Below are 11,748 nucleotides of genomic sequence, written 5' to 3' on the forward strand. Positions count from 1 at the left end.
TCCTTGGCAAATAACACGGTTCTGAATCCGGGCAGTGGCGGCGATACGCTGGTCACCGAAGACGTTGGCGGCGGCGTGAAGATCGCCGCGGGAAAGCTGCACACCGGCGCGGCCGGCGCCGACGGTGGCCCCGTGACGCTGGGCAATCCGCTGGCGGTACAACTCTCGAACGGCGCGGGAGCTTACGGTACGCCCAGCTCGCCGATTTCCGTTACGGTGGGCGATTTCCCCACCACACAGGCGGTTACCGCCGCCGCAGGCGCCGAGGCCGACGGCCACAGCGCGACGCTTGGATTTACATCCGACGGCGCCTGGAGCGGTTCCGGTTCCGGCACGGCGATCGCGGTTCTGAAGGCGGTATGGCAGCGGCTGCGAGGCGGCCAGCAGGCGATGGCCGTCAGCCTGCCGGTGGCGATTGCCTCCGATCAACCGGCGCTGCCGGTATCTGCAGCGACGCTGCCGCTTCCTGCCGGCGCGGCCCAGGACGGCGCGGATGCAACGGGCGTCTCCGCGCCGCCAGGAGCCTCCGGGCTGCGCGGCTGGCTGAGCGGGATCTACAAGCTGCTCAGCGGGTCGATCGCGGCATCCGGCTCCATACCGGTCGGTTCCGTCGCGTCCGGTTACCCGGTGCTCGCCGGCGGCAGCGATGGCGCCAACGTGAGGATGCTCTACGTGACCGCGGCCGGTTACATCGGCACCTACGCGCAGCAGCGAGCCAGCGTCGGCAGCCAGGGCAACCTGTGGAACGCCGCTGTGGTCGGAGCAGGCGGCACATCGGCCCTCGTGAACGTTATCAACGGCCAGCCGCTGGTCAGCATCTTCGGCAATGCATCCTCCGCCACTACCATCACCATCTACTTCAGCGCCGACCTGGTGCACTTCTACAACACCGGAACCACCATAGCGGCAAACGGTGACTTTGCGCTGACGCTGCAGACCGGCGCCTTCTACCTGCGCCTGGTAAGCAGCAGCGCGTGCACCATCACGGCAACGGCCACCGGAAAGGTATAGCGCTTATGAACTACAGCACCGTTATCGCGGGCGCAGCGTACGACACATCCACGGCTTCGCAAACCGGCGCGGCCATCACCGACTCGCTCGGTACGCCGGTAACGCTGTTCCTCACGCCGGAAAACAACTGGTTTCTGCTGCAGGTGGGCCGGCCGCAGGATGGTGGCTGGTGGCAGATCGTTCCGATGGCGCCGGCGGACGCGTGGACGTTTCTGGCGAACAGCCAGCCGTCGGTCTGCGCGCAGGCTTTTCCAGCCGGCCAGCCGGCCTAGACCCACATTCCGCACCGGCGCGGGCCAGCCGGAGGCGATGCGTTCGTGGCCCAACACCCTTCCCGGCTGCCGGTTTCGGCGGCCTCTTCCGTTCCGGAGACTTTATGACAAATCTCAACATCACGCACATCATCGCGCTGGCGGCCGGCGCGCTTCTGGCCCACCTTTCACAGCGCAGCGCCCGCGACGCCGCCGACCAGGCGATCAGCTGGCTGTTCCACCGCCCGCTCCACGTGCCGGCGGCCTCGGCGCAGAAGCTGGAGACCATCCTCCGTGCGCCTTCCGGCGTGGTCGGCGATGTGGAGGACCTGATCGCGCGCGCGGCCGCGGCGGCGGCGGATGCCGCCATCGCACGCATCACGCCGCCCCGAGGAGCCTGACAGCCATGACACGCAACGGAGCAGCGGCCGCTCCACCAACCGGACAGGACGGAGGAGCGGCCTGGTTCTGGCGCGAGATTCTGCGCGAGGTTCACAAGCTGGGCGCTCAGTTGAGCGACGTCTGCGCGCGCTGCGCCGCCATCGAGACGCGACTCGACGCCATGGAGCGCGACGTGCAGCGGCGGGCCATCCAGATGCGCTGGCTGGTTGGCCTGGCGGCTACCGGCGGCTGCATGATGGCAGCCGCGCTGGCGCCGCTGCTGCTGCGGATGGTTCGCTGATTTCAACTAGAAGGAGGAGCGATGCAAGGAGATATCGGGGCCGCGGTTGCGGCCGTGGCCGAGCGTTACGTGGGTATTCGCGAGATTCCGGCCGGCAGCAACCGGGGTGAGCACATTGACCGCTGGAACCGGGAGGTCGGAAACCCCATCGGCAGCCCGTGGTGCGCGGCGTTTGCCTGCTGCGCCGCGCGTGAAGCCGGCGTGGAACACGGTCCCTGGACGGGCAGCAGCGGCGAAGTGGCGAACTGGGGCGAGCGGACCGGCAGCGGCGTCTCAGGCGGCGACGTATGCGCAGGCTGCCTCGGCGCCGTCATCAACCCGGAGACAGCCACCGGCCACTGCCACACCGTGGTGGCCGTCTCCGGCCCGGATTCCGATGGCGTCATCGACACCGTGGAGGGAAACGAAGGCAACGCCGTAAGGCGCAACCGCCGTCACGCCGATACCGTTGACTGGGTTGTACCGTGGGGACCGGAGTAAGGCTGCCCGGTTCTGCTCCGTCATCCAAGCCCGCCGCTGTCACTCGGAACACAAAGCGCGGCTGCACGGCACGGTGGAAGAGTGCCGGTGGGAGGGTTAAGGTGCGGCAGGAACGGCGGCAGATTGGGGATATGGTTCGTCCATGGCATGCTCCCACGATTTGAAGACGTGTAAACCAGACTCCTCTCGACACCTACGAGGGAGGATTATTCCCCAGATGTCCAGTTTCACGGAGAAGTAGATTGAAAGGCTCCTCGGCGATCTGAAGGCTGGCGCGCCCATGAAGACGGTCTGCGCGACACAGGGCGTGAGCGATGTGACGGCCTACACCTTGCGGCGTAAACACGCCGCCATGGAGAACGATCACGTTAAGCGGCCGCGGATGCTAGAGAGGGAGAACGAATCGCTCAAGCTGCTGGTTGCAGAGCGTGAGCTTGAGATCTCCGCGGTAAGGAAACTCTGGGCAAAAAACGGGTGGGCGCTCTCCAGCGGCTGCGGGAGCGCGGCTCCTGACGTCTGAATGTGTTACGGCCAGGCGAGCCTCTAAGATCGCGGGCGTCTCCATGGCGGCGCCGTATCGCAATAGTGCTCGGGAAAAGGACATCGGACCTACGTGAAAGGCTGCGCAAGACCTGGCGGCCGAACATGGGCTGCCGCATGGCGCACGCCCTCGTTCGATCGCAGTTTGCGCCGCTGAACATCAAGCGGGTTCACCGGGTCTGGAAGGAGGAGAAGCTCGGGCGGATGAAGCAATAGCGTCAGGAGCGAACTGACGCAACACACTGCGGATTCTAGTTAGGCCGTCTCCAACGTTGGGGCAGACCGGACCTTCATTACGATGTCCTTGAAAGTCAAGCGAACAAACTTTTCGGGCTTCGCATCGCTCAATGAGGCGTCGAAGACTGCCGGTGTCGCGCCCACTCCTTTTTAGAGCATATTATGTTGCATAATCACACGCTTACCCGGATCGGCATTGAGAGCGGCAAGACAAGTCTGCGCGGCATCCTATCGGGTCCCTGGGCCCAGCCCTTTACCCACTCGCCCTGTGCGTAAATGTGTAAATCCGTAAATTCGTAAATCGAAAGGGCTAGGCGTATGATGAGACCCAGAACATTCAGTGCGCTAGTACGTGCTGGCGGCCCGGAGCGATTTGTCCGTGAGGCGTCCGAACGAGCTGCCCGGCTCGAGCGTGAACACTGGCTTAAGACACTCGAAGCCGAGGCATTACGCCAATGCGGGAAAGAAGCGGAAATATGCGCCACGTACCTCGACGGTCTGCGGCGCAAGCTCAATTCAACTCGTGCTGACGTCGCTCCTCGCGAGGATAGACGTGGCCGAGTGCAACGGCTGCACGCGCTTGGGGTTTGGGGGGAACACAAGGCCGTCGCATTGCTAAAGCGAGCAGGTTTCAGCGATGTATGCGAACTCAATGCGCAGTTTCCTAATCATCAGTTCGCTGACATTCTGGCAGAGCGCGACGGGAAGAAATATCTAATTGGCGTAAAGACTCGCAACAAATATCAAGCGAGCGGCCGATTAAACCCGACATACAACATAAGAAAGAAAGAAGCAGATATCCAAGCTCTTGCGGATAGGCATGAAGCCGTTCTTGCTTGGGTGGCTATCTCTGTCGTCCCTGAGCAACAGAAGTTCAGCGCGTATTTCGGCACGATAGACGAAATCCAATCGAGCGGAGAACGATTCTCTATTCCGATGACGCCGGAACACACAGCGAGGTATGATCGCCTGTCTTGCCCGCTGGAAGAAACTGATTCGTCGATTGAGCCGGATTGGACAAACGGCGGCAATGCGAACCGACCGGAATAATGGGTTCGCATATGATGCGTAATCAACCTTGGGTCGACGGAGTAGGAGACATGCGAAGAGCGGGTCCCTCGTTCGAAAAGCATCTTGAGTGGGCTGAGCCTCCCATCCGGCCGGTGCAGGACTATCTCCGTGGTCGAATCAGGGCCTTGGCCGAATGGGAGAGTAAGTCGCAGATCAACCGTGAGTGGCCTACGAAGTTGAGCGGGATTTCTGCGAAGTAAGGGCCCAGTGAAGCGGGAATCCGTCAGGTTTTTCGATGCGGGAGTACGAGACCCCAAGGGCCACGTGACAGCTTTCTCGGGCAAAATGGTCGGTGTACCAGAGTGAGCTGCGAATCGACGCCGTAGAACTTATGGACTACACGATCCTCTTCATCGAGGCGTCGTACCGATCTCCCTTGGCTAGTGAACCGCGCCCTGCACTCTATCCAGCCCTTTGCCGGACCCCACCGGGGTCCAGCATATCCCCCTCAGCCTCGTCGCCTAGGCTCCGGTTCACTTTCTGGAGGAGTCTGCTTGTGGTCTCTCGTTCAGTCAGTGAAGAGTTTGTGGTAGACCTCTCCCGAGGTCCCGCGGGACCCTTCGAAGCCCAGTGTGGCGCTTGTTATGCAGCCCTCCGATAGGACTTGCCCGAGTCGTATCAGGTACTCGTCGATGCTCAGGTCGGTTGCCTTATTCCATAGCGAGGTCCCTACCGCAGCTCCGGACGAAGTGGCGGAGCGCCACGTGTAGTGTCTCGCGATGGAGTCCGGCCGCCGCCCGGGGCACTGTAAGGGTCACGACCCACCCGGGATTGTGCAACACGGTACTGCCGTCTGTAGCCATCGTGGGGTATCCCTCGCTCGGCACAACAGACATTGTGCCGAGCGAGGGTCCGGTAATGGTCAAGCCCAAACCGGACCTGTTGAGGTTCCGTACCGCGGCCTGTACTATGAACTTGGCGCGAGACCTGGCGCCCCGGGACGACTAGACCGTACCAAGGATCTCGTCCAAGTCGATGCCGTCCTCCATACCCGTGACTGACCTGCACTGCCAGGTGGTAGTGCGAGCTCGAATTGTCGCAGTTTTGGAAAGGAGCTCGGCCGCGACTGCGCCGCGCGAGTACTGCGCGTTCTCAACTTTTGCCGCGAATGCCATAGCCGCATCAGGGGCACAGTCCCAGTGCTTGAGTGTGAACGCGCAGAGCGTTTCTGAGTTTTCCTCACTCAGAGCCCGAATGAGCCGCGGCAGGATGTCCGCCGGGTCAATGGACGCGGAAAGATCGGCACCCTGTACGGCCCGGACCACGGCACGATTGATGTTGTCGTCCGTGACGTACGTCCAGAATTCCCGCCCGATGGCGGGGCCCAACATGTCGAGTGCTAGTGCCTCAAAGTCGGTCACAGCCGGATTCGTATCGTAGATCTTTGAGAGGTTCTCCCAGGCCCGGGGCGTGGCTGTTGTGGTATCCCGCTGCGGGGGCTGCATGAGATAGGAGGGGTTTGAACCCACGAATCCCATGATCCGGGTCCAGATACCGCTCGCGTCGGCCCACATGAGGAAATCCTCTGCGTTGGGTTCCAGGCGGGCTACGACCCCGAACTTGCTATAGACCCCAGAGGGAATCGCGCAAGCTCCCGCCCCATCCTCGGGGTGGGGGCCAGCCGCCACTATGATGACGGAGTCCGGCAGAGTCCTGCCGTTTACCGTGCGGCCCCACAGCCACGACGAATGAGCCGCCTGGACGCTCGGAGCCGCGTGAGAGAAATGATCCCAGAACCATATGGTTGCGGGAGAGACCGGCGCTGACAGGACTTCAGCGGTTTCAGCGAATGGCACGACACGGGCCCCGGTGGCAGCTACGACGGGCATTCCGTTCGCGTCCACGATGTGTTCTATCCTCGGATGGGAGACGATGAGGTTGCTCCCCGACTCCTCAGCCGCCTGCTTGACAGCAGCCGTCTTACCGACCCCGGAGGGTCCCTGTATTAAAGCAGACCGTCCAAATCGGACGCATTCCTTGACGAGGCGTACGACCTCTAGGTACCGCATAGTATTGACCTTACCTTTCTATGATTGGGGTCGCTTAGCGTAGTTTGATCGGCTCCCCACAGGCAACCTGTACTGGCCTAGTTGAAGTTGCGCAATATCCCTATCGGGTCCCTACTTGTGTAGGTATCGTGTTCTATCGCGTCTAGTCCATTGTTCTATTATATCATCTTGCTATATATCTTGTCAAGCCCTCGTAACTACGGTTGCAAGATATCTGCGCTGGCGCGCTGAGGGTGGCTGGCACGGCAGCACGAGCAGTCCCGTTGCAGAATGTGGAGGAAGTTGAGAAGGAACTGCTTGCCAGGCCTAACGGGGGTCGTGAATGCGGTCTACTCGGCAATTAACTGGGTACCACGGCTGGCCCCGGCGACCAACGACCTTGAGCCTACCGAAGAGAAAGTCCTCCATTAGGCGGTTGCCGTTATCGCCGGACTCAAGCGGCCCGTGACGGCTATCAAGGCCTTGTGTCTGCAGGATGAGCGGACGTGGAATGACAAGAAGTATGGCGGCGAGGGAACCGACTGGGTCTCGCCAGAGCAAGCCCAGGTCGCGAAGCAGTTGGTCGCCACAGTGCGAATGTATGAACCGCTACTCGGAATAGACTGAGCATCATATCGGCGCGGGATCGGGACTATGCCGCCGTACAGGTCCTTCTACACGACGGCATAGTCGTGTCTGGCCGAGGATTTAACCCGACGCGCCCGGGGTTGTATCACAGACCCGATTCCCGGCAGACCCTAGCGCCATCGCGTCGAACTGGACGGTATACCCGATTGTATCACAGACCCAATTCCCGGCAGACCCTAGCCTAAAACCTAATAATGGCAAGCGGTCGATCATTGTATCACAGGCCCAATTCCCGGCAGACCCTAGCATAGCGAAAAAGGTGCGATAATCCTCATTGATTGTATCACAGGCCCAATTCCCGGCAGACCCTAGCACGCTCACGCATCAAATAGGAAGTACTCTTGTAATGGTGAATTCTCGAGTGTAGGAAAAGAAGGGGCGATTTAACTGTCCTATAGAGACGTCTCCTATGCAGGTACCGAAGGGACGATTAAACTGTGCTATAGAGTCTGAATACAGGCGACGCGCCAGCACATCATTTTCAAGGCGACTAAAGCCTGAATCAGCCATCCAGGCGTCATAGTCGGAATGGCCAAGATTGAATTCGTGCATTCCAATTGCTACCATCGCTCCCCAGAGTTGTCTGCGAGACATCTTGTGTATTATCCTGTAGTAGACGCAATTGAAGCGCGCCGCCGTACGCCCGGAATCCTTTGTCGGACCCGTCATGAAATCGTATAGAAAAGCCTTACTTTTTTCAAAGTTCCTCAGGCGCTTGGCCCGACTCAGCAGAATAGGATTCTCTTCCGTACGGAGTGAGCGCGCCCACTTCATGAAGTCACTTCCCGTCTTTGCAAGGTGGTAGACCCCAATATTCACGTAATCCGGGAGAAACCGCACGTATAGCCAGAGCCGTTTCACCTTCCGCAAGACCGGTTCCAGCTTTCGCGTGAGTCGTTTCATCTTTCGATTGTACCGCATGCCCAATTCCGGCAGACTCCACAAACGCTAGGTTCCTATAGACCCCCCGCCCGCGCGGCGCAAACGGAAGGCTGCGTGGACCTTCCGGGCCCGCGTGGTCGTGCCAGGTGACGCGCCATCGACCCATCTATCTGTGCCGCCGGGAGTCGGCGGAGCGCGCCAGGCCCGACACTTAGGCAGCAGTCGAGCCGCCGGTTCGGCGTCTGGGGTTCGCACATTGAGTCGGCTCCGGGTCGGATTCATACCACTCGAAGCCCGATGCCGGAGATTGCCGGGCTCAATGATGGATGAGGAAACCGAGCCGCGCTCCAGCCAGCACCAGCCACGCAGAATTGACGCGGCCGCGGAACAGCATGGTGGCTGCAACAGTGGCTATCAATTGTGTTGAATTATCGGTGTGACCCGGAACAGCGAGGCAGCCCGACCCACGCAGCGCCGGTGAGCGCTGGCCGAGCGCAGTAGAATTGGAAGAGGAGGAGATCTGTGCGCGGTCGCGAAGATTTCGTCGACGCCAATGCGGTGTTCGCCGCCACAACCTGCATCCGGGTTCCGCGCGCCACCGCCCTGGCGAAACGATCGTTGGAAAGGGGATCGTTTCTCGTGAACCTCATGCAAAGTGCAGTCTTGTCACGGTTCCAGATTCGGCGCGGCCGTGCAGCCGCCGCCAGCTGCGCCATCGCTGCAATCTGCTTTTGTGTGGCTCGTAACGCCCACGCGCAAGCCGCCGTGGTCGAGCATGCCTTTGCCGCGGGAGCGGGCGGGCCGATCATTGCCGACAACTCCCTGATCATGGGGACGGACGGCAACCTGTACGGCACGTCGTCGCGCGGCGGCGCCTATGGAGGCGGCTGCGTGTACCAGATGACGACGGCCGGGGTCATCACCGTGCTTCACTCGTTCTCGGGTCCGGATGGCTGGCAGCCCAGTGGCGCGCTCCTCCAGGTAAACGACAATCTGCTGGGCGTCACGAGCCACGGCGGGTTTATCGGCGACGGCGTGGCCTACCAGGTCAGTACTTCCGGCGTCTTCACGGTGCTGCACCATTTCGACGGTTCTCGCGAGGCCTACCGTCCGTTCGGGCCGCTCGTGCCCTACCACGGCGCCTACGTCGGCGGGGCTAACGGCGCGGGTGGCTCGCTGTTCAGCATGACACCCGGCGGCCAGGTCTCGATGATCCACTCGTTCGCGGGCGGCAGCGACGGCATTTATATCGATGGCGCGCCCGTGCTCGGCAAGGACGGCAACCTCTACGGCGCCACGTATGCCGGCGGCGCAACCAACACCGGCACAATCTACAGAGTCACGCCCTCCTTGGCTGTCTCCATCATCACTTCGGTGCCCGCCGGCGCAGCGGCAAACCCGTATGAGCCACTTGCCGTGGACGCTTTCAGCGGCAACCTGTACGGGATCAGCGGATCGAACGACAGCGTCATCTTCAAGGTAACGCCGGCCGGCGCCTTCAGCATTGTTCACACGTTGACGGCGCCGGAAGGCGCATATTGCCTTTCCGGGTTGACTTCGGTCTCTTCCACGGCGACTCAGATGGTCGGCGTCACGACGGGCTACCCTACTGGACCGTTTCTCTTCACGTGCGATTCTGCCGGCAACCTCACCGACCAGCACACGTTCACCCGTTCGGAAGGCGTCTACACGGAGTGCGCGGTCGTGGCTGCCGGTCCTGCGGGATCGCCTACTCTGTACGGCCTCAGCGCCTGGGGTGGCGCACACCAGATTGGTACCGTGTGGAAGTACCAAACCGGGTTCACGCTCCTCGGGTCGTTTGCAGACAAGAACCTCTCCGGCGCGCACCTGACCGATGGCCTGGTCAAAATGGCCAGCGGCGCCATCCTTGGCGTCGACACGAAAGATGGCGCAGAAGGCACCGGCGAGGTCGTGTCGATGGACCACGGCGGCAACCTGACGCCGCTTGGCGCGCTGCCAGCCAGCCAGCCATACGAAACCAATAATGACGGGAGCGTCTACCGCCCACTGATAACCCCATCCGGCGTCATCATTGGCAGCGCAGACGGCCTTTCGGTCGGCGGTTACGGCGACGCGATTTACAAAGTCGGCACCGGCGAAGCCGTCAATGTGTTGAACTACCTGGTTGTGGGTAACCACTTCTCAGGACCGCTTGCCGCAATGCCGGGCAGCACCTCGATGATTGCCGAAGAGGCGCCGAACGGAACTGACAGCGGATCGATCGTCACCATATCCGCAAATGGCCAGCCGACCACCTTGCATACCTTCCTGGGAAGCCCATTCGACGGCGCCGAACCGAACGGCGGGCTCACTCTTGCCGGCGACGGCAACTTCTACGGAGTCACGCAATCCGGTGGGGCCGAGCAATTCGGCACGATCTTCCGCATCACGCCCGGCGGCACAGAGTCGCTGCTGCACAGCTTCACCGGCGTGGATGGGTCGTATCCCGTCTTCGCGTTAACCATCGGTCCCGACGGCGCGCTGTATGGCACCACGGAAGCGGGCGGCGCTTACAACGCCGGCACCGTATTCCGCATGACGACGGCCGGCGCTTTTTCGTCGATCTACCAGCTCAACGTCCTCGATGGCGCCACTCCTCGTGGCGCGCTGACCCTCTGCTCGGATGGCAACCTCTACGGCAGCATCGAAAGGTACAACGCGGGGGGGTTTGGGGGCGCGGTTTTCCGCGTCAGCACAGGCGGCGCCATTCAGATTGTGCATGCAGTCAACTTTGCCACCGAGGGCGTGGAGCCAACTGGACCCTTCGTGGAGATCGCCGGCGACCTCTATTACGAGACCACCGGCCTCAATAATGGGCTGCTATCCCAGCCGGTCGACTGCGCGCTGGTGAGGCTTGACCTCAACCTGCACGACCACGACTTCAACGGCGACTGTCACCCCGATCTGCTCTTCCAGAACACGTCTACCGGCAGCATCGTGTACTGGACAATGAACGGCATCACGAAAACCGGTAGTGGCGTCATTACCAGCACACTCAACCCGCAGTGGCAGCTGGTGTGCAGCTACGACCTGAATATGGATGGTCACCCAGACCTGCTGCTCCACAACACCACCACCGGCGAGCTGGACTACTGGCTGATGAACGGCACCGCGCGCATCGGCAGCGGCGTGATTGCAACAGGCGTCTCAACGGCCTTCAAGCCGATCTGCGTTGCCGATCTGGACGGCACCGGATTCCCGTACCTTCTCTGGCAAAACCAGACGAACGGCGGCGTGATCTACTGGCACCTCAACGGGGTCAAAGTCATCGGCACCGGCACACTGTTCGCCTCAGAGCCGGCGAATCTGGCGCTCGTCGGCGCGGCAGATATGAACGGCGACGGTTACGCCGATCTGCTCTGGCAAAACCGAACCGTTGGCGACGTAACCTGCACGTTCATGAGCGGTATCCGGCAGATCGGAAGCGGCGTAATATCAACGGGGCAGGATCCTTCCTGGGAGTTGAGTGGCGCCGTGGATCTCAACGGCGACTTCAATCCGGATATCCTGTGGCATAACTCCAAAACCGGCGACCTGGTCTACTGGTACATGGACCACCTCGTGCGCCTCAGTGGAGGATTTATTGCCAACATCGCCACTTCATGGGAACCTGTAGAGCGATAGAGGAGTTGTGACGGCGAGCCGTACCCCTGGTCGGGCGGTACAAGGCAGCCGGGACGACATCTCAGCCGGCGCCGGTTCCGTCGCGGAGCGCGACGCCGTTACCAAAGTGCGAGCGGGAGATGGCAGGCACACGGCGCCCTGCGCCGTGTGCCTGCCATCCCCATTCATGCCGACCCGGCCGCTACGGCAGGAGGTGCACGGTGGTGTACCGGCGCCATCCGCCAAATGTCGCCTTGAGGACAACCGCGGTGTCCGTGGTGACGGTGCTGGTATTTGCAACGAAGTCTGCGCTCGTGTTCCCGGCCGAGATGAG

12 protein-coding genes and 1 CRISPR repeat array are annotated in these 11,748 nt (G+C 61.5%); of the genes, 9 read left to right on the forward strand and 3 right to left on the reverse strand.

The window, feature by feature from the left end; all coding sequences use genetic code 11:
• Nucleotides 1-3 precede the first annotated feature (3 nt).
• From KGJ62_15435 to KGJ62_15465, 7 genes are all read left to right on the forward strand, one after another.
• The gene (locus KGJ62_15435; GenBank protein ID MDE2127973.1) at nucleotides 4-1,011 is read left to right on the forward strand and encodes a hypothetical protein; all 1,008 of its coding nucleotides are present in this window, start codon (nucleotides 4-6) and stop codon (nucleotides 1,009-1,011) included.
• A 5-nt stretch (nucleotides 1,012-1,016) separates the two neighbouring features.
• A complete protein-coding gene (locus tag KGJ62_15440; GenBank protein ID MDE2127974.1) occupies nucleotides 1,017-1,283 on the forward strand; it encodes a hypothetical protein in 267 nt (88 codons plus the stop codon).
• A gap of 104 nt (nucleotides 1,284-1,387) precedes the next feature.
• Complete coding sequence (locus tag KGJ62_15445; protein MDE2127975.1) at nucleotides 1,388-1,663, forward strand: hypothetical protein; 276 nt, start codon at nucleotides 1,388-1,390, stop codon at nucleotides 1,661-1,663.
• Between the two features lie 5 nt (nucleotides 1,664-1,668).
• On the forward strand, nucleotides 1,669-1,944 hold the full coding sequence (locus tag KGJ62_15450; protein ID MDE2127976.1) for a hypothetical protein: 276 nt from the start codon (nucleotides 1,669-1,671) through the stop codon (nucleotides 1,942-1,944).
• Between the two features lie 21 nt (nucleotides 1,945-1,965).
• On the forward strand, nucleotides 1,966-2,424 hold the full coding sequence (locus KGJ62_15455; GenBank protein MDE2127977.1) for a hypothetical protein: 459 nt from the start codon (nucleotides 1,966-1,968) through the stop codon (nucleotides 2,422-2,424).
• A 280-nt stretch (nucleotides 2,425-2,704) separates the two neighbouring features.
• Nucleotides 2,705-2,944 carry a hypothetical protein gene (locus KGJ62_15460; protein ID MDE2127978.1) on the forward strand — a complete coding sequence of 80 codons (240 nt, stop codon included), beginning with the start codon at nucleotides 2,705-2,707 and terminating at the stop codon, nucleotides 2,942-2,944.
• Between the two features lie 575 nt (nucleotides 2,945-3,519).
• Complete coding sequence (locus tag KGJ62_15465; protein MDE2127979.1) at nucleotides 3,520-4,251, forward strand: hypothetical protein; 732 nt, start codon at nucleotides 3,520-3,522, stop codon at nucleotides 4,249-4,251.
• Nucleotides 4,252-4,922: 671 nt separating this feature from the next.
• Here the strand turns inward: KGJ62_15465 and KGJ62_15470 are convergent.
• Both KGJ62_15470 and KGJ62_15475 read right to left on the reverse strand, forming a co-directional pair.
• On the reverse strand, nucleotides 4,923-5,075 hold the full coding sequence (locus tag KGJ62_15470; protein ID MDE2127980.1) for a hypothetical protein: 153 nt from the start codon (nucleotides 5,073-5,075) through the stop codon (nucleotides 4,923-4,925).
• A 141-nt stretch (nucleotides 5,076-5,216) separates the two neighbouring features.
• Nucleotides 5,217-6,281: a hypothetical protein gene (locus KGJ62_15475; protein MDE2127981.1), complete on the reverse strand. Its 1,065-nt coding sequence runs from the start codon at nucleotides 6,279-6,281 to the stop codon at nucleotides 5,217-5,219.
• Nucleotides 6,282-6,725: 444 nt separating this feature from the next.
• Between KGJ62_15475 and KGJ62_15480 the strand changes: the two genes are divergently transcribed.
• Nucleotides 6,726-6,887 carry a hypothetical protein gene (locus KGJ62_15480; protein MDE2127982.1) on the forward strand — a complete coding sequence of 54 codons (162 nt, stop codon included), beginning with the start codon at nucleotides 6,726-6,728 and terminating at the stop codon, nucleotides 6,885-6,887.
• Nucleotides 6,888-6,988: 101 nt separating this feature from the next.
• Nucleotides 6,989-7,221: a CRISPR direct-repeat array (repeat unit 23 nt; unit sequence CCCAATTCCCGGCAGACCCTAGC).
• An 11-nt stretch (nucleotides 7,222-7,232) separates the two neighbouring features.
• Here the strand turns inward: KGJ62_15480 and KGJ62_15485 are convergent.
• Complete coding sequence (locus tag KGJ62_15485) at nucleotides 7,233-7,811, reverse strand: hypothetical protein (GenBank protein MDE2127983.1); 579 nt, start codon at nucleotides 7,809-7,811, stop codon at nucleotides 7,233-7,235.
• Nucleotides 7,812-8,312: 501 nt separating this feature from the next.
• Here KGJ62_15485 and KGJ62_15490 point away from each other — a divergent pair.
• Complete coding sequence (locus KGJ62_15490; GenBank protein ID MDE2127984.1) at nucleotides 8,313-11,435, forward strand: hypothetical protein; 3,123 nt, start codon at nucleotides 8,313-8,315, stop codon at nucleotides 11,433-11,435.
• Nucleotides 11,436-11,748 lie beyond the last annotated feature (313 nt).

The sequence above is a fragment of the Armatimonadota bacterium genome (assembly GCA_028871815.1).
Taxonomy (GTDB): domain Bacteria; phylum Armatimonadota; class Chthonomonadetes; order Chthonomonadales; family Chthonomonadaceae; genus REEB205.

Coding starts and splice junctions, on each gene's coding strand:
- KGJ62_15440 (MDE2127974.1), top strand. CDS start 1,017: ATGAACTACAGCACCGTTATCGCGGGCGCAGCGTACGACACATCCACG.
- KGJ62_15445 (MDE2127975.1), top strand. CDS start 1,388: ATGACAAATCTCAACATCACGCACATCATCGCGCTGGCGGCCGGCGCG.
- KGJ62_15450 (MDE2127976.1), top strand. CDS start 1,669: ATGACACGCAACGGAGCAGCGGCCGCTCCACCAACCGGACAGGACGGA.
- KGJ62_15455 (MDE2127977.1), top strand. CDS start 1,966: ATGCAAGGAGATATCGGGGCCGCGGTTGCGGCCGTGGCCGAGCGTTAC.
- KGJ62_15460 (MDE2127978.1), top strand. CDS start 2,705: ATGAAGACGGTCTGCGCGACACAGGGCGTGAGCGATGTGACGGCCTAC.
- KGJ62_15465 (MDE2127979.1), top strand. CDS start 3,520: ATGATGAGACCCAGAACATTCAGTGCGCTAGTACGTGCTGGCGGCCCG.
- KGJ62_15470 (MDE2127980.1), bottom strand. CDS start 5,075: ATGGCTACAGACGGCAGTACCGTGTTGCACAATCCCGGGTGGGTCGTG.
- KGJ62_15475 (MDE2127981.1), bottom strand. CDS start 6,281: ATGCGGTACCTAGAGGTCGTACGCCTCGTCAAGGAATGCGTCCGATTT.
- KGJ62_15485 (MDE2127983.1), bottom strand. CDS start 7,811: ATGAAACGACTCACGCGAAAGCTGGAACCGGTCTTGCGGAAGGTGAAA.